This is a genomic window from Kosakonia sp. N21, assembly GCF_050587465.1.
Taxonomy (GTDB): Bacteria; Pseudomonadota; Gammaproteobacteria; order Enterobacterales; family Enterobacteriaceae.
On sequence record NZ_JBOBHR010000002.1, the window covers coordinates 509,372 to 531,529 of the forward strand.

A 22,158-nucleotide genomic window follows, 5' to 3' on the forward strand; every position below is an offset into this window, starting at 1 on the left:
AGTATGTTTAAGCAATACCTGCAAGTAACGAAACCGGGCATTATTTTTGGCAATCTGATCTCCGTGATCGGGGGGTTCCTGCTGGCTTCCAAAGGCCACATTGACTATCCCCTGTTCGTCTACACGCTGATTGGCGTGTCGTTGGTGGTCGCCTCGGGTTGTGTATTCAACAACTACATCGACCGTGACATCGATAAAAAGATGGAACGGACGAAAAACCGTGTGCTGGTCAGAGGGCTGATCTCGCCAAACGTGTCGCTGGTGTACGCCGCCTTGTTGGGTATTGCTGGCTTTATGCTGCTGTGGTTTGGTGCTAATCCGCTGGCCTGCTGGCTGGGGGTGATGGGGTTCGTGGTGTATGTGGGCGTCTACAGCCTGTATATGAAACGTCACTCCGTTTACGGTACGCTGATTGGCTCTCTCTCCGGCGCCGCGCCGCCGGTGATTGGCTACTGCGCAGTGACCAACGAGTTCGACAGCGGTGCGCTGATCCTGCTGGCTATTTTTAGCCTCTGGCAGATGCCGCACTCCTACGCCATTGCGATTTTCCGTTTTAAGGATTATCAGGCGGCGAACATTCCGGTACTGCCGGTAGTCAAGGGCATTTCCGTAGCCAAAAACCATATCACGCTGTATATCCTCGCGTTTGCCATCGCCACACTGATGCTGTCGCTGGGCGGTTACGCCGGTTACAAATACCTGGTGGTTGCCGCAGCCGTCAGCCTCTGGTGGTTAGGAATGGCACTGCGCGGCTATAAAGTGGCGGATGACAAAGTGTGGGCGCGCAAACTGTTCGTCTTCTCGATTGTCGCTATCACTTCGCTCTCCGTGATGATGTCCGTCGATTTTATGGTGCCGGATTCGCACAGTCTGCTGACTTACGTCTGGTGATCCATACCGCGATATAAAGGGTGCTTCGGCACCCTTTTTTCATTCTGCCGCCCCGAAACAGAAGGGTAATATTTGTTAATCAAGCTGTTATTTACCCCGCCCTGCCCCCGCACTACACTATGTCCGGTTTTCAATTTGAGGTAGTAATGAACGATTACAAGATGACGCCAGGCGAGTTGCGCGCCACCTGGGGTTTAGGGACTGTTTTCTCATTGCGCATGCTTGGCATGTTTATGGTCCTGCCCGTTCTGACCACCTATGGTATGGCGCTGCAGGGCGCCAGCGAAGCCCTGATAGGCCTGGCGATTGGCATTTACGGCCTCGCGCAGGCCGTATTTCAAATTCCGTTCGGTCTGCTATCGGACCGGATCGGGCGTAAGCCGCTGATTGTCGGCGGGCTGGCGATCTTTGTCGTCGGCAGCGTCATTGCCGCACTCTCCGATTCAATCTGGGGCATTATCCTTGGCCGCGCATTACAGGGTTCCGGCGCCATTGCCGCCGCCGTTATGGCGCTGCTTTCCGATCTCACCCGTGAACAGAACCGCACAAAAGCGATGGCGTTTATCGGCGTCAGCTTTGGCGTTACCTTCGCCATCGCCATGGTGTTGGGTCCGATAATCACCCACCAGCTGGGCCTGCATGCCCTGTTCTGGATGATTGCCGGACTGGCGCTGGCGGGTATTGTGCTCACCCTGTGGGTGGTGCCGAACAGCCAGTATCACGTGCGAAACCGCGAGTCGGGCATGGTGAAAGACTGTTTCCGTATGGTGATGGTCAACCCCAAATTGCTGAAGCTCAATTTTGGCATTATGTGCCTGCATATTTTACTGATGTCGACCTTTGTGGCTCTGCCCGGTCAGCTCGAATCAGCAGGCTTCCCCGCGCCGGAACACTGGAAAATCTACCTGATCACCATGCTGGTTTCCTTCGTCTCGGTGGTGCCGTTTATTATTTACGCCGAAATGAAACGCCGCATGAAACGCGTATTCCTGTTCTGCGTGGCACTGCTGCTGATTGCTGAAATTGTGCTGTGGGGTGCCGGGCCGCACTTCTGGGAAATCGTTATCGGAGTCCAGCTTTTCTTTCTTGCTTTTAACCTGATGGAAGCGTTGTTGCCTTCGTTAATCAGCAAGGAAGCGCCTGCCGGTTACAAAGGGACAGCGATGGGGATTTACTCCACCAGCCAGTTTATTGGTGTGGCGATTGGTGGTGCGCTCGGGGGCTGGGTAGATGGCTTGTTCGACTCGCAAACCGTATTTCTGGCCGGCGCGCTGCTGGCAGCGGTCTGGTTACTGGTTGCCGGCACGATGCAAGAACCGCCTTACGTCAGTAGCCTACGTATCGCTATTCCGGATGATGTCGCGATCGATGCGGCGCTCACGCAGCGTCTGCAAGCCAAAGCCGGGGTAAGTGAAGTGATGGTGGTGGCGGAAGAGCGTAGTGCTTATGTCAAAATCGACAGCAAAGTGACCAACCGTTTTGAGGTTGAGCAGGCCATTACAGGCTAAGTTAACGCCTCTCCCTTACGGGAGAGGTAGTTTGACATCAGTCGCGGAAGTTTTTGAACTGGAACGGCTGACCTAAATTGCCGCCGCGCACCAGCGCCATTACGGATTGCAGGTCATCGCGGGATTTCCCGGTAACGCGGATCTCTTCGCCCTGGATCTGCGCCTGCACTTTCAGTTTGCTGTCTTTAATCAGCTTGATGATTTTCTTCGCTGTCGGCGCATCAATGCCCTGCTTCAGTTTCGCTTCCACAAACCAGGTTTTGCCGCTGTGAACAAACTCTTCCGGCACGTCAAGCGACGCGCCTTCAATACCGCGTTTCAGCAGTTTACCGCGCAGGATATCCAGCAACTGGTTAACCTGAAAATCTGATTCGCTCAGCACCTTAATTGTCTGTTTTTCTTCGTTCAGTTCGAAAGTGGCTTCAATGTTGCGAAAATCAAAGCGTGTTGCCAGTTCACGGGTCGCATTCTCTACGCCGTTTTGCACTTCACGCATTTCAACTTCGGAAACAATATCGAAAGATGGCATCTTTTCTTCTCCCTCTGTATTTGTTGCGATGCATAATACCCGCAACGATGCATAACTCAACTTGTAATACTGGAAGCTTAGCTGACAGCGCTATAATGGTTGAAGCAACACCTGGCGCAGTTGCAGGTGAGGAGGATAAATGAGAATTACCGTACTCGGATGCGGTGCTTTAGGGCAATTGTGGTTAACGGCCTTGTGTAAGCACGGGCATGAAGTACAAGGATGGTTACGCGTTCCACAGCCGTTTTGCAGTGTGAATGTCGTTGATGAAGACGGCTCCATTTTTAACGAATCCCTGACGGCCAACGATCCTGAATTCCTGGCTCGCAGCGACTTACTGCTGGTCACGCTGAAAGCGTGGCAGGTTTCCGATGCGGTGAAGGGCCTGGCCTCCGTGCTCTCCCCGACCACGCCCGTTTTACTGATCCATAACGGCATGGGCACCGTGGAAGAACTCAAAGCACTGCCCAATCCTCTGCTGATAGGCACCACGACCCATGCCGCCCGTCGCGACGGTAATGTGATAGTGCATGTCGCCAGCGGGACAACCCACATTGGTCCGGCGCGGCAGCAGGACGGTGACTTCAGTTACCTGGCGGACATTCTGCAGGACGTGCTGCCAGACGTCGCATGGCATAACACCATTCGCCCGGCGCTGTGGCGCAAGCTAGCGGTGAACTGCGTGATCAACCCATTGACCGCGCTGCGTGACTGTAAAAACGGCGACCTGCGGGATTTTCCGGATGAGATCCAGAAAGTCACCCGCGAAGTGGCCGCGGTGATTGAGCGAGAAGGCCACCACATCTCGCCAGACGATTTGCTGTCTTATGTACATCAGATCATTGAAAATACGGCGGAAAATATCTCGTCAATGTTGCAGGACGTGCGCGCGATGCGCCACACAGAATGTGATTATATCACTGGCTATTTGCTCAAACGGGCGCGCGCGCATGGCATCGCTGTGCCGGAAAACGCCCGTTTGTATGAAATGATTAAACGTAAGGAGAGTGAGTATGAGCGCATCGGCTCTGATATGTCTCGCCCCTGGTAGTGAAGAGACCGAAGCGGTTACCACTATCGATCTGCTGGTGCGTGGCGGTATTGCCGTCACCACCGCCAGCGTCGCCAGCGATGGCAACCTGACTATTACCTGTTCTCGCGGCGTTAAACTGCTGGCGGATGCGCCGCTGGTTGCCGTGGCGGATGGCGATTACGACATTATCGTGCTGCCTGGCGGGCTGAAAGGCGCGGAGTGTTTCCGTGACAGTCCGTCACTGGTGGAAACGGTGCGCCAGTTTCATCTTTCCGGGCGTATTGTCGCGGCGATTTGCGCGGCGGCTGGCACCGTACTGGTGCCGCACGAGATTTTCCCGCTCGGCAATATGACCGGTTTTCCGGGCCTGAAAGAAACCATTCCGGCCGATCAGTGGCAGGATAAACGCGTGGTGTGGGATCCCCGGGTCAATTTACTCACCAGCCAGGGGCCTGGCACCGCCATTGACTTTGGGTTGAAGATTATCGACCTGCTGGTTGGGCGCGAGAAAGCCCATGAAGTGGCCTCACAGTTGGTGATGGCGGCAGGGATTTATAATTACTACGAATAAGATGTATGCCGGATGGCGGCGTTTGCCCCCCTCCGGCATCTTCACTTACGGGCGATAAACCTTCACGTTCTGGAAGCCCTGCTCGCGCAGGTAGAGCGCCTGAAGACGACTCATCACACCGCGTTCACACCACAGTAGCCAGGTTTTGCTCTGATCGAGATCGCCAAATTTGGTGCTCAGCTTGTAGAACGGCAGCGAAACCACGTCGACACCCTCCAGCTGTAATGGCTTGTCATCCTGTTCATCAACAGAACGAATATCCAGTACCACATCATTCGGACCAAAGCCGCTGACGGTTTCAACTTCAACCACGTCTTCTTTGGTCTGCTGGGCGATTTCACGAATATCGATGTTGCTGGCATCCGCGACCACCTGATCGAGAATCGCAAAATCGAAATGCGCTTCTTCCGCTTCGATCTTCGCTTTTACCGCTTTTACCGTCGGGCTTTTGGAGATCACGCCACAATATTCCGGCATGGTGCGGGCGAAATCTTCGGTACCGATTTCGCGCGCCAGGTCGATGATGTGCTCTTTGTCGTAGGAGATCAGCGGGCGCAGCACCAACGTATCAGACACGTTATCAATCAGTCGCAGGTTGGTCAGCGTCTGACTGGAGACCTGACCCAGCGCTTCACCGGTAACCAGCGCCTGCACCCCGTAGCGCTCGGCTACTTTTGATGCCGCGCGCACCATCATGCGTTTCAGCACCACGCCCATCTGGCCGTCATCCACTTTTTCGAGGATCTCGCCGACCACCGGCTCAAAGTTAATCGCCACAAAACGCACACGGTGCGAGCTACCAAAACGGTTCCACAGATAATGCGCCACCTGGCGAACGCCGATTTCATGGGCCGCACCGCCAAGGTTAAAGAAGCAATAGTGCACGCGACAGCCACGGCGCATCAGCATATAACTGGAAACGCCGGAATCGAACCCACCGGAAATCAGCGACAGCACATCTTCCTGGGTGCCAATCGGGAAACCCCCGATACCTTCGTAACGGCCTTTAACCAGCAGCAGACGATCGTCTTCAATTTCGAGGTTAACCGTCACATCCGGGTGAGTCAGTTTGACGCGCGCCGACTCAACATGCTGGTTCAGACCGCCGCCGACATAGCGTTCCACTTCAATGGAGCTGAATTCGTGCTTACCGCGGCGTTTCACGCGTACGCAGAAGGTTTTACCTTCAATCTGCTCACGGTACTGCACCAGCGCTTTTTCAAAAATGTCGTGCAGCGAAGTGAAAGGGACGTCTTCCACTTCCAGAATATGGTGAATACCCGGAATGCGGGTTAGCGCGTCGCGGATAGCCAGGCGCTGGTTTTCATCTTTGGCGCGGACTTCAATGTTGTCCCAGTGGCGGACAACAGCAAGCGTCTCGTCATACTGCTTTAGAACGTTACGAATGTTCCCGGTAAGAATTTTAATAAAGCGCAAACGCACAGATTGGCTTTTGATGGTGATTTCCGGGAACAATTTAATGATAAACTTCATGGCGGCAATGGTTCGTTGGCAAGCCCGTAAGGCCTGTGAAGGGAAAAAATACAGCAGCCCATACCCGCGGCTGCATCCAGGCGCGCAAGTATACCACCATCGCGAAGATCTTGTGCAACGCATTACCATTGCGCGTTATTTGCTTAGTTCCGCGACTTCGCTACCATAACGTCATTGGATTGAGTCGGAAAACAGAAGAGTCAGACATTCACTATGCCAAAGAAAAATGACGCACCGGCCAGTTTTGAAACTGCGCTGAGCGAACTGGAACAGATTGTCACTCGTCTTGAAAGCGGCGATCTCCCGCTGGAAGAGGCGCTCAATGAATTTGAACGTGGTGTGCAACTGGCGCGCCAGGGACAGGTAAAACTGCAGCAGGCAGAACAACGCGTGCAAATCCTGTTGTCCGACAACGAAGAAGCGCCGCTTACGCCTTTCGCACCGGATACCGAGTAAATGGATTTTAACCAACAGCTGCAAACCTGTGTAGATCAGGCCAACGACGCGCTGCGCCGTTTTATCGATCCGTTGCCCTTTCAGAACACTCCTCTGGTTGAGGCCATGCAATATGGCGCACTATTAGGTGGTAAACGGCTGCGTCCATTTCTGGTTTACGCCACCGGCGGCATGTTCGGCGTGAGCCGACAAACGTTGGACGCCCCCGCCGCTGCGGTGGAGTGCATCCATGCTTATTCACTGATCCATGACGATCTGCCCGCCATGGATGACGACGATTTACGCCGTGGTTTGCCAACGTGCCATATCAAGTTTGGCGAAGCTAATGCCATCCTCGCGGGAGATGCATTGCAAACGCTGGCGTTCTCGATCCTTGCCGATGCGCCCATGCCGGAAGTCGCCCCCCGCGATCGACTGAGTCTGGTTTCAGAGCTGGCTACCGCCAGTGGTGTGGCCGGGATGTGCGGCGGTCAGGCTCTGGATCTGGCCGCAGAAGGCGAGCAGGTTTCGCTGGAAGCACTGGAACAGATCCATCGCCATAAGACCGGCGCACTGATCCGCGCAGCGGTAAGAATGGGAGCGTTAAGCGCTGGAGACAAAGGCCGGGAAGCATTGCCGTTGCTCGATCGCTATGCGGAAAACATCGGTCTGGCTTTCCAGGTTCAGGATGACATTCTGGATGTTGTCGGCGATACTGCGACGCTTGGTAAGCGCCAGGGCGCCGATCAGCAACTTGGTAAAAGCACCTATCCCGCACTGCTGGGCCTTGAGCAAGCCCGGACAAAAGCCCGCGACCTGATTGACGATGCCCGCCAGGCGCTAAGCCAGCTGTCGGCGCAATCACTGGATACAACGGCACTGGAAGCACTGGCGAATTACATAATCCAGCGTGATAAATAAACCAACATGCTATAACGAGTTGCTGATGAGTTTTGATATAGCCAAATACCCGACGCTGGCGCTGGTTGATACCACACAAGAGTTGCGTCTGCTGCCGAAAGAGAGCCTGCCGAAGCTGTGCGACGAGCTGCGTCGTTACCTGCTGGATAGCGTGAGCCGTTCCAGCGGGCACTTCGCTTCCGGGCTTGGCACGGTCGAGTTGACCGTTGCGCTGCACTACGTCTACAACACCCCCTTCGACCAGTTGATCTGGGACGTTGGCCATCAGGCCTATCCGCACAAGATCCTGACCGGGCGCCGGGATAAAATCGGCACTATCCGGCAGAAAAATGGCCTGCACCCCTTCCCGTGGCGTGGCGAAAGCGAATATGACGTACTGAGCGTGGGCCACTCGTCCACCTCAATCAGCGCCGGGATCGGTGTTGCCGTCGCAGCCGCGAAAGAGGGCAAACAGCGGCGCACCGTCTGCGTGATTGGCGACGGCGCGATCACCGCCGGGATGGCGTTCGAAGCCATGAACCACGCCGGGGATATTCGCCCCGATATGCTGGTGGTGCTCAACGACAACGAAATGTCGATTTCCGAAAACGTCGGTGCGCTGAATAACCATCTGGCGCAACTGCTTTCCGGCAAGCTTTACTCCACGCTGCGCGAGGGCGGTAAAAAAGTCCTCTCCGGCGTACCGCCGATCAAAGAGCTGATCAAGCGTACCGAGGAACATATCAAAGGTATGGTCGTACCGGGTACGCTGTTTGAAGAACTGGGCTTTAACTATATCGGCCCGGTGGACGGGCACGACGTGCTGGGGCTGGTGCAAACGTTGCGCAATATGCGCGACCTGAAAGGCCCGCAATTCCTGCATATCATGACCAAGAAAGGCCGTGGGTATGAGCCGGCTGAAAAAGATCCGATCACCTTCCACGCGGTGCCAAAATTCGATCCCACCAGCGGAACATTACCGAAAAGCAGCGGCGGAATGCCCTCCTATTCGAAAATCTTCGGCGACTGGCTATGCGAAACGGCGGCCAAAGACAATAAGCTGATGGCGATCACCCCGGCAATGCGCGAAGGCTCCGGTATGGTGGAATTTTCACGCAAATACCCGGATCAATACTTTGATGTCGCCATCGCCGAGCAACATGCAGTGACGTTCGCTGCGGGCCTGGCCATTGGCGGTTACAAACCTGTCGTGGCGATCTACTCAACGTTCCTGCAACGCGCGTATGATCAGGTGATCCACGATGTGGCGATCCAGAAACTGCCAGTGCTGTTCGCTATCGATCGCGCAGGGATCGTCGGCGCTGACGGGCAAACGCACCAGGGGGCCTTTGATATCTCCTATCTGCGCTGCATTCCCGATATGGTGATCATGACGCCGAGCGACGAAAACGAGTGTCGCCAGATGCTGTTCACCGGTTATCACTATGCAGAGGGGCCAAGTGCGGTGCGCTACCCACGGGGCAACGCCGTTGGCGTGCCGCTGCAACCGCTGGAAAAACTGCCTCTCGGTAAGGGACTGGTGAAACGTCGTGGTGAGAAGCTGGCGATCCTCAACTTCGGCACCCTGCTGCCGGAAGCGGAAAAAGCGGCGGATGCGCTGAACGCGACGCTTATCGATATGCGTTTTGTTAAGCCGCTGGATGAAGCGCTGATTCTGCAAACCGCCGCCACTCATGACGCGCTGGTTACGCTGGAAGAGAATGCCATTATTGGCGGCGCGGGCAGCGGCGTGAATGACGTCCTGATGGCTCACCGCAAACCGGTGCCGGTACTGAATCTTGGCCTGCCGGACTTTTTTATCCCGCAAGGTACGCAGGATGAAGCGCGCGCAGAACTGGGGTTGAATGCCGCAGGCATTGAAGCCCGCATCCGTCACTGGCTGGCCTGACCCTCCCCTTTCCACTCCTGCTATGCTTAAACGTACGTTTTGACGAGCAGGAGTGGAACCATGCAATACAACATATTAGGAAAAACAGATCTTCGGGTTTCCCGCCTTTGCCTTGGCTGCATGACATTTGGCGAACCTGACCGGGGTAAACACGCCTGGACGCTGCCGGAAGAGAGCAGCCGCCCGATTATCCGGCGCGCGCTGGAAGGCGGTATCAACTTTTTCGACACCGCGAACAGTTACTCTGACGGCAGCAGTGAAGAGATTGTTGGTCGCGCGCTGCGCGATTTTGCCCGCCGCGATGAGGTGATTGTTGCCACCAAAGTCTATCACCAGGTGGGGGATCTGGCGGAAGGCCTCTCCCGGGCGCAGATCCTGCGCTCCATTGATGACAGTCTCAAACGTCTGGGTATGGAGTATGTAGACCTCCTGCAGATCCATCGCTGGGATTACACCACGCCGATTGAAGAAACCCTCGAAGCGCTTAACGATGTGGTGAAAGCCGGTAAAGCGCGCTATATCGGTGCGTCTTCCATGCATGCCCGGCAATTTGCCCAGGCGCTGTCGCTCCAGGCGGAACACGGCTGGGCGCGTTTTGTCACCATGCAGGATCACTACAATCTGATCTACCGGGAAGAAGAGCTCGACATGCTGCCGCTGTGCGACAAAGAAGGGGTCGCGGTGATCCCGTGGAGCCCGCTGGCGCGCGGTCGTTTAACCCGTCCATGGGGAGAAACCACCGCCCGTCTGGTCTCCGATGAGTTTGGTAAAACGCTGTACAGCGAAACCGATGCAAACGATGCACAGATTGCAGAGCGTCTGGCGGGTGTGGCAGAAGAGACAGGGGCCTCGCGCGCGCAAGTGGCGCTGGCATGGTTACTCAGCAAACCGGCCATTGCCGCACCGATTATTGGCGCATCCCGGGAAGAGCAACTCGACGAACTGCTGGGCGCAGTGGATTTAACGCTGGAGCCGGAACACATCGCCGAACTCGAAACGCCGTATCAGCCACATCCGGTGGTGGGGTTTAAATAATAAACAGCCCGGCAGCGTTTCGCTTACCGGGCCTGCATATTTTACTGCCGGGAAGGCATTAACCGCCCTCAGGCACAGCACCCTTAAATCAGCCCAATCGGCCAGTGATGGCCAATCAGGTACAGCAACCCGGCGGCGATGATCCCGGCGACAATATCGTCCACCATGATCCCCATCCCGCCGTGAACGTTGCGATCAAACCAGCGGATCGGCCACGGCTTCCACATATCCAGAATACGGAACAGCACAAACCCCACGGCCACCCACTGCCAGTCATGGGTGGGTAATGCCATCAGCGTTATCCACATCCCAATGAATTCATCCCAGACAATGCTGCCGTGATCGTGTACGCCCATATCTTTTGCCGTCTGGTGACAAAGATAGACGCCAATGGAAATGCCCAGCATCACCAGCAGTGAATAGATCTGCCAGGGTAAAAACGTCATCCCCCACCAGAAAGGAATCGAGGCCAGCGAGCCCATCGTTCCGGGTACTATCGGGCTCAAACCACTGCCAAAGCCGGTAGCCAGCAGATGCCAGGGATTGCGTAAATTGAGGCGGCTTTTGGCGGTGTCTTTAGTGCGCGGCAAAGTGGTCATATCCTTTCATATCGAGCGTGACGGGCTTGCCGTCGCGCGTAAAATGCAGCCCGTCGACATCGGCGCTCATCTGCCCTATACAAGTAACAGGCACGCCAAGGTGACCAATTGCCACATCCAGCGCGCCGCGGTTCAGTTCCGGCACAGTAAAGCACAGCTCATAATCTTCACCACCAGAAAGCGCCCAGCGCAGCCCCTGCTCTTTCTCTACATGTCGGCGGAAAGCGTCTGAATAGGGCAGCAAATCCAGGTCGACGCGCGCTCCACAGCCGCTGGCGTGCAGAATATGGCCCAAATCGGAAATCAGACCATCAGAAATGTCGATTGCCGAGCTGGCAAGATTGCGTAACGCCTGGCCATGCAGAAGGCGCGGTGTCGGTCTAAGGTGGCGCTGGCGCAGATAAGCCGCATCTTCGTGGTTTTTCACCACTAAACGCTGCTGCAAAATCGCCAGCCCGGCAGCGCTATCGCCCGGCGTGCCGGTGACATAAATCCAGTCGCCAGGTTTTGCACCGTCGCGTTTCATGGCGCGCCCAACCGGCACATAGCCATGAATGCCAATCGTCATCGACAGCGGTCCGCGCGTGGTGTCGCCGCCAATAAGTTGCATATCGTAGTAACTGAGTTGTTCAAACAGACTATCGCTGAAGGCCTGCAGCCAGGCGTCATCTGCTTCAGGTAAGGTCAACGCCAGCGTCATCCACGCCGGATCGGCGCCAACCGCAGCCAGATCGCTAAGGTTAACCGCCAGCGCTTTATACGCCAGATCGGCCGGATCGATATCCGGCAAAAAGTGGTTGCCCGCCACCAGCGTATCCACGCTTATTGCCAGCGTCTGTTTTTCGGGAACATTGAGCAGTGCGCAGTCGTCGCCGATGCCGGTTTCTACATCGCGACGGGAGTGACGTACACGGTCAAAATAACGGGCAATCAGGGAAAATTCGCCGCATGCCATACGTTATGCCTCGGTAGAAAAAAGAAAAAGCCGGGACAAGCGAGCAGAGTGCAGCGCTTATCACCGGCTTGCGGATCACTTTTTGTGGGGACGGATCGCAGGTGCGGCTTTATCCAGCACGCCGTTAACAAACTTGTGGCTGTCTTCAGCGCCAAAGGTTTTTGCCAGTTCGATAGCTTCGTTGATGGCCACTTTATACGGCACATCATCACGTTTAGACAGTTCGAACAGTGCGATACGCAATACCGCTTTCTCGACCTGGCCCAGCTCTTCCAGCATGCGGGACAGGTACGGCTTCATTAAGCCATCGAGATATGCGCTATTGGTCGCCACCCCGCTCAGCAGTTCACGGAAGTACAGGACGTCAACATCTTTAACGTCTTGCTCCGCCAGGAACTGGTATTCAACATCAGCGATGTCGTTCTGGGACAACTGCCAGGAGTAAAGCGCCTGGACGGCACACTCACGGGCGCGGCGACGAGCAGCAGGTTTCACGGAATTCCCCTTACAAAAAAATCAGGCCTTAATGGCTTTCAATACATTAATCATTTCAAGCGCGGTCAGCGCAGCTTCTGCGCCTTTGTTACCGGCTTTGGTGCCAGCGCGTTCGATGGCTTGTTCAATACTTTCAGTGGTCAGCACGCCAAACGCGACAGGAATTTCGCTATCCTGCGCAACATGCGCCAGGCCATTGCTTGCACCACCAGCAACATATTCGAAGTGCGCAGTGCCGCCGCGGATCACCGTACCGAGCGCGATCACCGCATCGTATTTGCCGGTTTTCGCCAGCGCGCCTGCCGCCAGCGGCAGTTCGTAAGCGCCAGGCACCCACACGACGGTGATATTGGCGTCTTTCACCTGACCGATGCGTTTCAGCGCATCAATCGCGCCTTCCAGCAGGCTGTCGTTGATGAAGTTGTTGAAACGCGCGATGGTGATGGCGACGTGAGCGTCAGGAGCAGCGACGTTGGCTTCAATAATGTTCATACATATCCTTCACAGGTTCAGTTCGGACCCCGCAGGGGGGCGGATTTTATCATAATATTTTACGCGCTGCTTCCCTTTTACAGCGGGCATCACGCGTGGGTAAGATGCAGGCAGACATCCGGGCCAACCTGACGTATCTCATTGAATTTAAATTGTGGAGCATCGGCCAGCGCCGACAGTCCCGGCAATACGCATAACCCGCGCGCATCGCTGCCAAGCAGCTTAGGCGCGAGGTAAATAATCAGTTCATCCACCAGGCCGGCCTGCAATAACGCACCAGCAAGGTTAGCACCGGCTTCTACCCACACACTGTTGATTTGCTGTTTTCCCAGCAACATCATCAACGTAACCAGATCCGCATGGCCGTTATGCTCCGGGACAATAATTTCCCGCACGCTTTGCGGCCAAGCGCGATCGTCTGCTTTCGTCCGGGCAAACCAGGTTTCGCCCGCCTGCTGGCTAATGCGGTGCTGCGGTGTGACCCTGTTCTGGCTGTCGACAACAATACGCACCGGCTGGCGTACGTTCTCTTGCGGATAAAGCGCTTGCGTGTCGGCGTTTAACTCCTCCCAGCGTACGGTCAGCGCGGGGTCGTCCGCCAGCACGGTTGCGCTGCTGGTCAGAATGGCATGGCTCTGCGCGCGCAATAACTGTACATCGCGACGCGCCTGCGCCGAGGTGATCCACTGACTTTCGCCATTAGCCATCGCAGTGCGGCCGTCCAGCGACGCCCCCAGCTTGAGCTGCACATAGGGAAACCCGGTGCGCATGCGTTTGAGGAAGCCCTTATTCAGCGTTTCGGCTTCGCTCATCATTAGCCCGTGGCTGACTTCAATGCCTTCCTGTTGCAGACGGTATAAGCCGCGACCAGCAACCTGCGGATTGGGGTCCTGCATCGCTGCGACAACGCGCGCGACGCCAGCGGCAATCAGCGCTTCGCAGCACGGCGGCGTACGGCCATGGTGACTGCACGGCTCCAGCGTGACATACGCCGTTGCGCCGCGGGCGCGATCGCCTGCCATACGCAGCGCATGCACTTCAGCATGGGGTTCACCCGCACGATAGTGAAAACCTTCGCCAACGATCTCGCCATCTTTCACAATCACGCAACCGACGCGCGGATTCGGATGGGTGGTAAAGCGACCTTGCTGCGCCAGTTTCAGCGCACGGGCCATATACATTTCGTCCTGCATGCTTAGTCCTGTAGGCGAGCGATCTCTTCGCCAAACTCGCGAATATCTTCAAAGCTGCGGTAGACGGAGGCAAAGCGAACATAGGCCACTTTATCGAGCTTTTTAAGCTGCTCCATCACCAGATTACCGATCATTTTACTCGGCACTTCGCGTTCGCCTGTTGCGCGAAGTTGCGATTTAATGTGGTTCAGCGCCATTTCCACGTCATCCGCGCTTACCGGACGTTTTTCCAGCGCTTTCAGCATACCGCTGCGCAGTTTGTCTTCGTTGAACGGCTCACGCACATCATTGCTCTTCACCACCCGCGGCATCACGAGTTCCGCCACTTCAAAGGTGGTGAAACGCTCGTTGCAGACCAGACACTGCCGACGGCGGCGAACAGAAGAACCTTCACCCACCAGACGAGAATCAATTACTTTGGTATCCACGGCGAAACAGAATGGGCAATGCATACGGTGTCCTGAGGTTAGAGTTAACTGAAATCTATTTTACCCTGAACTGGCATGACTACAAAGGCAGACCGTTTTTGAGACAATGGATCGATGGCAACCACAGCGTTGCGATCTACCATTACTGAGATCCTCATTTTCAAGGAAACAGACACAATGACAAGACGTTACCTAAGAACACTCTTACTGGGAAGCCTTTTTGCCCTCAGTGCCTGCGCCCAGCAAAGCGAAGTCCGTCAGTTGCATCAGAGCGTCAGCACGCTGAACAACGAAATGAGCAAACTGAATAAAGAAACGGTCAAAATCACCCAGCAAAATACCCTGAATGCGAAATCCGGCAGCGGCGTATATTTGCTACCGGGTGCGAACACCCCGGCTCGCCTGAATAGCCAGATTGGTATGTTGCGCATGTCATTGCAAAACATTGCGCCAAACGCTGGCGGCACCCGCGTCGTACTGCGTATCCAGGGCGAGTCCAACGATCCGTTGCCCGCCTTCAGTGGTACGGTCGAGTGGGGGCAGATTCAGGGGACAACCGAAAACTATCAGGAAGTGAATGTGCAGAATCAGCTGATTAACGCGCCTGCCAGCACCCTTGCGCCAAGTGATGTGGACATTCCGCTGCAACTCAACGGCATTACGCCGGACCAGTTAGGCTTTGTGCGCATTCACGACATTCAGCCCACCAATTTGCAGTAAGTCGTCAGGGGTGACGTTGTCGCCCCTGCTTGCTTTTTGTCACGCTTTTTCTTCTTTTCCTTCATCCAGTCATCACATTCACGAATTTGCAATATTGATAAATGCCAGTACAATCGCCCTCGTTTATTGCACGCAAACGTGAACGCAATCGATTACGCGCGTGTCAGTAATGTGAAACAACACATATTTTTGTGAGCGCGGATACTTATAATAGGCGTCCAGAAATATGAAACATTTAGAAACTCAATGCGTGCTTTCTTTCACTCCCGTCTGGGATCTCAATCAGTGGCGAAATGATGAAAAAAATAATTCTCGCAGCCGGTGCTGCTCTGACGCTTTCCGCTTCTTTCACTGCCAACGCAGCGGATAACAGCAAACCTGAATACCTTTCCGACTGGTGGCACCAGAGCGTAAACGTGGTGGGGAGTTATCACACCCGTTTCGGACCTGTCCCGCGTAACGATACCTACCTGGAATATGAAGCATTCGCTAAGAAAGATTGGTTTGATTTCTACGGCTATATGGATGCGCCGGTATTCTTCGGGGGTAACACCGGTGCGAAGGGGATCTGGAACCACGGCTCCCCGCTGTTTATGGAAATCGAACCGCGTTTCTCCATTGATAAACTGACCGGCACTGACCTGAGCTTTGGCCCGTTCAAAGAGTGGTACATCGCCAACAACTACATCTACGACATGGGCCGCAACGCGTCTGGTCGCCAGAGCACCTGGTACATGGGTCTGGGTACCGACATCGACACCGGTCTGCCGATGAGCCTGTCTCTGAACGTGTATGCGAAATACCAGTGGCAGAACTACGGGGCCACTAACGAGAACGAGTGGGATGGCTACCGTTTCAAAGTGAAATACTTTGTACCGATCACTACCCTGTGGGGCGGCCAGCTGAGCTATATCGGCTTTACCAACTTTGACTGGGGTTCAGACCTGGGCGACAGCCGTTACTACGTGAATGGCGAACAGCTTCGTACCAACAACTCCATCGCGTCCAGCCATATTCTCTCTCTGGGCTACGATCACTGGCATTACTCTGTTGTTGCGCGTTACTGGCACAATGGCGGTCAGTTCAAAGATGATGCATCACTGGGTGGCGATGTCTACGCGCGTTCTACCGGTTGGGGTGGTTACCTGGTCGTGGGTTACAACTTCTAATTCCGTGCTGACGCTTGCCGGGTGGCGTTCAGCCACGGCCAGCGCATCCAGCCCGAAAAGCCGATCGCAAGGTCGGCTTTTTTATTTCGCGTAGGCTTCTTTCTGCAAGCGGATAAACTCTTGCATTGAGCGATCAGGCCGCTCGGCGAATGCTTTCCCGGTAAAGGTCACGCCCTGGCAACGATCCAGGCGAAAACAGCGGTAATCATCACGCAGTTCACACCACGCCACCAGTACCCACGTCGCCCCCATAAAGGATAATCCCAGCGGATGGATCACCCGTTCGGAGGCTTCACCCTTCTCGTCCTGGTAGTGCAGATACAGTTCCTGATGCAGACGCATTGCCTGATGAATAACATCAAACCAGACGCGAACCTGCGGAAATCTGTCAAAATTCGGCGAAATAATGCGGTTACGTTCAGCCGCGATGCGCTTATCGTACGGCAACACTGCCAGCAGTTTCTCTTGTGCTGAACCGGCAGCCTGCGCCAGCACATCGCCGCTCCAGGTTTGGAGCATACCAATCGCGGCGATCAGCGCCTCTACTTCCATGCTGGTAAACATCAATGGCGGGAGATCAAAACCGGGCATCAGGCGATACCCACTTCCGGCTTCGCCCTGAACCGGCACGCCAGACAGCGATAAATCGCGGATATCGCGATAGATGGTGCGTTCAGAAACCTCCAGTCGCTCAGCCAGCAACGCGGCCGTGACTCGTCGGCGGGTTCTCAGGACTTGTACTATCTGAAACAGACGATCGGCGCGGCGGCTCATGGTCGTTTTCCGGGAAAAATCAGCCTGCGCGGTATGCGCAGGCTCAAAGTATATTATGCAGGCTGGTGCAAACCTACCCGATTACCTTCACTGTCAATAATCAGAGCAATTGTACCAATATTGTCCGGTAACACCTGTGGGCCAAAGCAGCATTCCCCTTGTTTCTCACGCACGCGCTCAAGTGCGGTGTTAATATCTTCCGTCGCGAGGTAAATCACTGCGCCGCCGTTCGCAGGCTGGAACATCGGGCCTTTTACCAGCGCACCACCAGTAGCAGGTTTGACATGCGGGAACACCGCCATCTCAATACCTGTCACCGTCTCACGACGAAATTCACCGCCCAATACATGTTGATAAAACGCCACAGCGCGATCGAGTTGCTGCACCGGCAGCTCAAACCAGTTAATTAATGTGTTCATGTTCATCTCCTTTCTGTTTAGTCAGCAAGGAGATTTTGCCGCCCCCCTCCTGACAGCATACTGTCAGGAGCGATCGTCAGACGAAAAAAAACCGCAGACTGAGCTGCGGTTTTTCACAACAAACAAACGCTTACGGCAGAATGGACGGCTGATCCGCCCCTTCTTTCTCGACTTTCTGCTGTAGCAAGTGCTCGCGCTTCATCCCCATTTTCAACGCCAGTGCGGAGGCGACGTAAATGGAAGACGCCGTACCGATGGAAACCCCGATCAGCATGGTCAGTGAGAAGCCTTTCAGCATCGCGCCACCGAACAGATACAGCATCAGGATCACCACCAACGTCGTACCGGAGGTGATCAAAGTACGATGCAGGGTCTGCGTCAGCGAGATGTTAAAGATCTCATACGGTGTACCGCGACGGATCTTACGGAAGTTTTCACGGATACGGTCAGATACCACGATACTGTCGTTAAGGGAGTAACCGATCACCGACATCAGCGATGCCACAATGGTCAGGTCAATCTCAATCTGGAACAGCGACAGCACGCCCATGGTGATGATCACGTCGTGCGCCAGCGCGATAACCACACCAGCAGCCAGACGCCATTCAAAACGGAAACCGACATACACCAGAATGCTGATCAGCGCCACCAGCAGCGCCATGCCGCCCGTTTGCGCCAGATCCGCCCCCACGCTCGGGCCGACGAATTCAATGCGCTTCACTGCGGCATTCTGGCTGGTAGCTTCATTAATGACGCTCACAACCTTACTGCCCAGTACCTGCCCGCCGGTTTCACCCTGCGCAGGCGGCATACGCACCATAATGTCGCGGCTGCTGCCGAAGTTCTGCAGCAGCGGCTCTTTGAAGCCCGCTTTCTCCAGCGCGTCGCGCATCAGATCCATATCCGCTGGTTTTTCCAGCGAAATTTCGATAACCGTACCACCGGTAAAATCCAGGCCCCAGTTAAAGCCGCGAACGCCCATCACCACGATGGACAGGATCAGCAGCCCGCCGGAAATCAGAAAAGCCCAGTTGTCCCAGCGCATAAAGTCCCAGACTTTACGGCCGTGGTTCAATTGTTCAACAGTATAATCCTGTGCCACAACGCACTCCTCAGATAGACAGCTTGTTAATGCGTTTGCCGCCGTACAACAGGTTGACGATGGCACGGGTACCGACAATGGCGGTGAACATCGAGGTCGCCACACCGATACCGGTAGTGATCGCAAACCCTTTAATTGACCCCGTACCTACCGCGTAAAGAATAAGCACTTTGATCAACGTGGTGATGTTCGCATCGAAAATAGACGAAAACGCGCCCTGATAACCTTCGTGGATAGCCTGCTGGATCGAACGACCGTTGCTCAGCTCTTCCTTAATACGTTCGTTTATCAGTACGTTGGCGTCCACCGCCACCGCAAGCGTCAGCACGATCCCCGCAATCCCCGGCATGGTCAGCGTTGCGCCAGGCAACAAGGACATAATACCGACAATTAATACCAGGTTAGCCACCAGCGCAGAGGTCGCGATAAGACCAAACTTCTTATAGAAGAAGATCATAAAGATGATGGAGACCACCAGACCCGCCAGGCAGGCTTCCAGACCCTGAGTAATGTTCTGTGAACCCAGCGTTGGGCCAATTGTGCGCTCTTCAACAATCTGAATCGGCGCAATCAACGCACCAGCGCGCAGCAGCAGCGACAGCTGGCGTGCTTCGTTCGGATTGTTAATCCCCGTAATACGGAAGCTGTTGCCAAGGCGAGACTGGATATTGGCGATGTTAATCACCTCTTCCTGTTTCACCAGCACCGCACGACCGTTAGCATCTTTTTTACCGCTGTCTTTGTACTCCACGAACAGGGTCGCCATCGGCTTGCCGATGTTGTCCTTGGTGAAGTTAGACATGATGTTACCGCCCGCGCTATCCAGCGAAATGTTGACCTGCGGCTGGTTGTACTCATCCTGGCTTGAGGTTGAGTCGGTGATATGGTCACCGGTCAGGATCACGCGTTTGTACAGGACAACCGGCTGACCTTCACGCGTCTGTTTGACTTCAGAATCGCCCGGTACACGGCCAGCGGCGGCTGCGGAAGCATCCACACTGCTGTTAACCAGACGGAATTCCAGCGTTGCGGTCGCGCCCAGAATCTCTTTAGCACGCGCAGTATCCTGAATACCCGGCAGTTCAACCACAATACGGTCAGCACCCTGGCGCTGCACCAGCGGTTCGGCAACGCCGAGCTGGTTAACACGGTTACGCAGGATGTTGATGTTCTGCTGAACCGCGTATTCGCGCGCTTCGCTCAGACGCGCATCGCTCATCACTGCGCGCAGTACGTTGTCGCCCTGGTTGGAGATAACCAGATCGCGGTGACGGTTTGTCAGATAAGCGTTCGCCTGATCGCGCGCCGCGCTGTCGCGGAACTGAATGCTCAGGCCATAGTTATCTTCCTTACGCACTGTGGTGTAAGGAATGCCTTTATCGCGCAGATCGCTGCGCAGGCTGTCGATATTCTGTTCCTGCAATTTGCCAAGCGCCGTTTGCATGTCGACTTCCATCAGGAAGTGCACGCCGCCACGCAAGTCGAGGCCGAGTTTCATCGGTTCGGCTTTAATGTAGGTCAACCAGCGCGGGGTTGCCGGCGCAAGGTTAAGCGCCACAACGTATTGGTCGCCTAACGCGCTGACCAGTACTTCGCGGGCACGGAGCTGCGTATCGGTAGAATCGAAGCGAGCAAGAATCGCGCCCTCTTCCAGTGCCACAGACTTCGCGTTGATTTTTTCTTTTTGTAGATCGTTCTGGACCTGGATCAGCGTTTGCTCACTGGCGGCGACGCCGCGCGCGCCAGTGATCTGAACAGCCGGATCCTCACCATACAGGTTGGGAAGTGCGTAAAGCAGGCCGACGATAATCACGACGACCAGCATGATGTACTTCCACAAAGGATAACGGTTTAACACGGCAGTTCCCTTTGGGAAAACGATAGATTACAGCGCCTTCATGGTGCCTTTCGGCAGAACGGCAGCTACGAAGTCACGTTTGATGACCACTTCAGTGGTGTCGTTCAGCGCGATAGCAATGTAGCCGGTTTCCGCTACTTTGGTTACGCGACCCACCAGGCCACCGTTGGTCAGCACTTCATCACCCTTCGCGATGGAGTCCATCAGCTTTTTATGCTCTTTGGTGCGTTTTTGCTGCGGGCGCAGGATCATGAAGTAAAAAATCAGACCGAACACAACCAGCATCAGGATCAGAGACATCGGGCTGCTCTGTCCCGGCGCGCCTGCTGCGGCTACCGCATCAGAAATAAAAAAGCTCATTCAAATTCCCTCATTATTAAATTAATCAACGTTCAAAGGTGGAACCGGTCGACCCTGACGTTGGTAAAAATCCGCTACGAAGCTCTCTAATTTACCCTCTTCAATAGCCTTGCGTAAACCAGCCATTAAGCGCTGATAGAACCGCAGGTTATGAATGGTGTTGAGACGCGCGCCCAATATTTCGTTGCAACGATCAAGATGATGCAAGTAGGCGAGCGAATAATTGCGACATGTATAGCAATCACACTCGGGATCGAGCGGGCCGGTATCGCTTTTATATTTCGCGTTACGGATTTTCACCACGCCATTGGTCACAAACAGATGGCCATTACGGGCGTTACGCGTCGGCATAACGCAGTCAAACATATCAATACCGCGACGCACACCTTCAACCAGATCTTCCGGTTTCCCCACGCCCATCAGGTATCGTGGTTTGTCTGCCGGGATCTGCGGGCAGACGTGCTCCAGAATGCGGTGCATGTCTTCTTTCGGCTCGCCAACAGCCAAACCGCCGACAGCGTAGCCATCAAAGCCAATCTCTACCAGACCTTTGACAGAGATATCGCGTAAATCTTCGTAAACGCTGCCCTGGATAATGCCAAACAGCGCATTTTTATTTCCCAGCCCATCAAAACGGTCACGGCTGCGCTTCGCCCAACGCAGAGACATCTCCATGGAGCGCTTTGCATAGTCCCACTCTGCCGGGTAAGGCGTGCATTCGTCGAAAATCATTACGATATCGGAACCGAGATCGTATTGAATCTCCATCGATTTTTCCGGATCGAGGAAAATCGGATCGCCATTGATCGGGTTGCGGAAATGAACACCCGCTTCGGTGATCTTACGGATGTCGCCAAGGCTAAAGACCTGGAAGCCGCCGGAATCGGTGAGGATCGGCCCTTTCCACTGCATAAAATCGTGCAGATCGCCGTGCAGCTTCATAATTTCCTGGCCCGGGCGCAGCCACAAATGGAAGGTATTGCCCAGAATGATCTGCGCACCAGTCGCTTCCACTTCTTCCGGCGTCATCCCTTTTACGGTGCCGTAAGTGCCCACAGGCATAAATGCCGGCGTTTCCACAACGCCACGCTCAAACACCAGACGGCCACGGCGCGCGCGCCCGTCGGTAGTATCGAGTTCAAATTTCATTTCTTCTCCAGCATCAGAGAAACAGTCTGATGATAACTAACCTGTTGCGGAATCACTCCACAACGTCGAATTGACCAATCCGCACGCAAGGCGTTATTGGCGCAGCCTTTCTGGACGCGGGCAACGCACACATGTTGTGC

Annotated in this window: 24 protein-coding genes; 10 read left to right on the forward strand and 14 right to left on the reverse strand. The window is 54.9% G+C overall.

The features are described 5' to 3' along the window. The first annotated feature begins 3 nt into the window (after nt 1-3). Nucleotides 4-891, forward strand: a complete 888-nt coding sequence (gene cyoE, locus ACQ3G7_RS06120; RefSeq protein WP_263097803.1) for a heme o synthase — start codon at nt 4-6, stop codon at nt 889-891. Nucleotides 892-1,037: 146 nt separating this feature from the next. Further along, a complete protein-coding gene (locus ACQ3G7_RS06125) occupies nt 1,038-2,399 on the forward strand; it encodes an MFS transporter (RefSeq protein ID WP_430889199.1) in 1,362 nt (453 codons plus the stop codon). 37 nt (nt 2,400-2,436) lie between these two features. Here the strand turns inward: ACQ3G7_RS06125 and ACQ3G7_RS06130 are convergent, their stop codons facing one another. Then, nucleotides 2,437-2,928, reverse strand: a complete 492-nt coding sequence (locus ACQ3G7_RS06130; protein WP_430889200.1) for a YajQ family cyclic di-GMP-binding protein — start codon at nt 2,926-2,928, stop codon at nt 2,437-2,439. A gap of 139 nt (nt 2,929-3,067) precedes the next feature. Here ACQ3G7_RS06130 and panE point away from each other — a divergent pair, with 139 nt between their 5' ends. Together panE and yajL are read left to right on the forward strand one after the other, a co-directional pair. Then, nucleotides 3,068-3,979, forward strand: coding sequence for a 2-dehydropantoate 2-reductase (gene panE, locus ACQ3G7_RS06135; protein ID WP_263097806.1), 912 nt, complete (start codon nt 3,068-3,070; stop codon nt 3,977-3,979). Further along, entirely contained in the window at nt 3,942-4,532 is a 591-nt protein-coding gene (yajL, locus tag ACQ3G7_RS06140) for a protein deglycase YajL (RefSeq protein ID WP_430889201.1), read from the forward strand. The genes panE and yajL overlap by 38 nt, the downstream gene beginning before the upstream one ends. Before the next feature lie 45 nt (nt 4,533-4,577). Here yajL and thiI read toward each other — a convergent pair whose 3' ends face one another. Then, nucleotides 4,578-6,026, reverse strand: a complete 1,449-nt coding sequence (gene thiI, locus ACQ3G7_RS06145) for a tRNA uracil 4-sulfurtransferase ThiI (RefSeq protein WP_430889202.1) — start codon at nt 6,024-6,026, stop codon at nt 4,578-4,580. Nucleotides 6,027-6,239: 213 nt separating this feature from the next. On the opposite strand from thiI, the gene xseB reads away from it, so the two are divergent. Genes xseB through ACQ3G7_RS06165 form a run of 4 tightly spaced genes read left to right on the forward strand, consistent with a single transcriptional unit; the run spans nt 6,240 to nt 10,305 of the window. Then, complete coding sequence (gene xseB, locus ACQ3G7_RS06150) at nt 6,240-6,482, forward strand: exodeoxyribonuclease VII small subunit (RefSeq protein ID WP_061497209.1); 243 nt, start codon at nt 6,240-6,242, stop codon at nt 6,480-6,482. Beyond that, nucleotides 6,483-7,382 carry a (2E,6E)-farnesyl diphosphate synthase gene (gene ispA, locus ACQ3G7_RS06155; protein WP_061497211.1) on the forward strand — a complete coding sequence of 300 codons (900 nt, stop codon included), beginning with the start codon at nt 6,483-6,485 and terminating at the stop codon, nt 7,380-7,382. 25 nt (nt 7,383-7,407) lie between these two features. Beyond that, a complete protein-coding gene (gene dxs, locus ACQ3G7_RS06160) occupies nt 7,408-9,270 on the forward strand; it encodes a 1-deoxy-D-xylulose-5-phosphate synthase (RefSeq protein WP_430889203.1) in 1,863 nt (620 codons plus the stop codon). Between the two features lie 60 nt (nt 9,271-9,330). Beyond that, a complete protein-coding gene (locus ACQ3G7_RS06165; protein WP_430889204.1) occupies nt 9,331-10,305 on the forward strand; it encodes an aldo/keto reductase in 975 nt (324 codons plus the stop codon). Between the two features lie 83 nt (nt 10,306-10,388). Here the strand turns inward: ACQ3G7_RS06165 and pgpA are convergent, their stop codons facing one another. The 6 genes from pgpA to nrdR form a co-directional block, all read right to left on the reverse strand. Continuing rightward, on the reverse strand, nt 10,389-10,904 hold the full coding sequence (gene pgpA / locus ACQ3G7_RS06170) for a phosphatidylglycerophosphatase A (RefSeq protein ID WP_430889205.1): 516 nt from the start codon (nt 10,902-10,904) through the stop codon (nt 10,389-10,391). Continuing rightward, nucleotides 10,882-11,859 carry a thiamine-phosphate kinase gene (thiL, locus tag ACQ3G7_RS06175; protein WP_430889206.1) on the reverse strand — a complete coding sequence of 326 codons (978 nt, stop codon included), beginning with the start codon at nt 11,857-11,859 and terminating at the stop codon, nt 10,882-10,884. Before thiL ends, pgpA begins: the two co-directional genes overlap by 23 nt. Nucleotides 11,860-11,934: 75 nt before the next feature. Next, nucleotides 11,935-12,354: a transcription antitermination factor NusB gene (gene nusB / locus ACQ3G7_RS06180; RefSeq protein WP_061497221.1), complete on the reverse strand. Its 420-nt coding sequence runs from the start codon at nt 12,352-12,354 to the stop codon at nt 11,935-11,937. A 21-nt stretch (nt 12,355-12,375) separates the two neighbouring features. Then, complete coding sequence (gene ribH / locus ACQ3G7_RS06185) at nt 12,376-12,846, reverse strand: 6,7-dimethyl-8-ribityllumazine synthase (protein ID WP_263097815.1); 471 nt, start codon at nt 12,844-12,846, stop codon at nt 12,376-12,378. A gap of 89 nt (nt 12,847-12,935) precedes the next feature. After that, complete coding sequence (ribD, locus tag ACQ3G7_RS06190; protein ID WP_430889207.1) at nt 12,936-14,039, reverse strand: bifunctional diaminohydroxyphosphoribosylaminopyrimidine deaminase/5-amino-6-(5-phosphoribosylamino)uracil reductase RibD; 1,104 nt, start codon at nt 14,037-14,039, stop codon at nt 12,936-12,938. A gap of 2 nt (nt 14,040-14,041) precedes the next feature. After that, complete coding sequence (gene nrdR, locus ACQ3G7_RS06195; RefSeq protein WP_054804396.1) at nt 14,042-14,491, reverse strand: transcriptional regulator NrdR; 450 nt, start codon at nt 14,489-14,491, stop codon at nt 14,042-14,044. A gap of 153 nt (nt 14,492-14,644) precedes the next feature. Between nrdR and ACQ3G7_RS06200 the strand changes: the two genes are divergently transcribed. Next, nucleotides 14,645-15,187 (forward strand): SadB/YajI family lipoprotein, encoded by a 543-nt coding sequence (locus ACQ3G7_RS06200; protein WP_263097817.1) that lies wholly within the window; start codon nt 14,645-14,647, stop codon nt 15,185-15,187. Nucleotides 15,188-15,483: 296 nt separating this feature from the next. After that, entirely contained in the window at nt 15,484-16,356 is an 873-nt protein-coding gene (locus ACQ3G7_RS06205; protein WP_263100956.1) for a nucleoside-specific channel-forming protein Tsx, read from the forward strand. Between the two features lie 81 nt (nt 16,357-16,437). Here the strand turns inward: ACQ3G7_RS06205 and ACQ3G7_RS06210 are convergent, their stop codons facing one another. The 6 genes from ACQ3G7_RS06210 to tgt form a co-directional block, all read right to left on the reverse strand. Then, nucleotides 16,438-17,130: a helix-turn-helix transcriptional regulator gene (locus tag ACQ3G7_RS06210; protein ID WP_263097818.1), complete on the reverse strand. Its 693-nt coding sequence runs from the start codon at nt 17,128-17,130 to the stop codon at nt 16,438-16,440. A gap of 53 nt (nt 17,131-17,183) precedes the next feature. After that, on the reverse strand, nt 17,184-17,549 hold the full coding sequence (locus ACQ3G7_RS06215; RefSeq protein ID WP_430889208.1) for a VOC family protein: 366 nt from the start codon (nt 17,547-17,549) through the stop codon (nt 17,184-17,186). A 130-nt stretch (nt 17,550-17,679) separates the two neighbouring features. After that, nucleotides 17,680-18,651 carry a protein translocase subunit SecF gene (gene secF / locus ACQ3G7_RS06220; RefSeq protein ID WP_430889209.1) on the reverse strand — a complete coding sequence of 324 codons (972 nt, stop codon included), beginning with the start codon at nt 18,649-18,651 and terminating at the stop codon, nt 17,680-17,682. 10 nt (nt 18,652-18,661) lie between these two features. Next, entirely contained in the window at nt 18,662-20,509 is a 1,848-nt protein-coding gene (gene secD, locus ACQ3G7_RS06225) for a protein translocase subunit SecD (RefSeq protein WP_430889210.1), read from the reverse strand. A gap of 27 nt (nt 20,510-20,536) precedes the next feature. Beyond that, nucleotides 20,537-20,869, reverse strand: coding sequence for a preprotein translocase subunit YajC (gene yajC / locus ACQ3G7_RS06230; RefSeq protein ID WP_061497239.1), 333 nt, complete (start codon nt 20,867-20,869; stop codon nt 20,537-20,539). A gap of 21 nt (nt 20,870-20,890) precedes the next feature. Beyond that, nucleotides 20,891-22,018 (reverse strand): tRNA guanosine(34) transglycosylase Tgt, encoded by a 1,128-nt coding sequence (gene tgt, locus ACQ3G7_RS06235; protein WP_263097822.1) that lies wholly within the window; start codon nt 22,016-22,018, stop codon nt 20,891-20,893. Nucleotides 22,019-22,158: the final 140 nt, after the last annotated feature.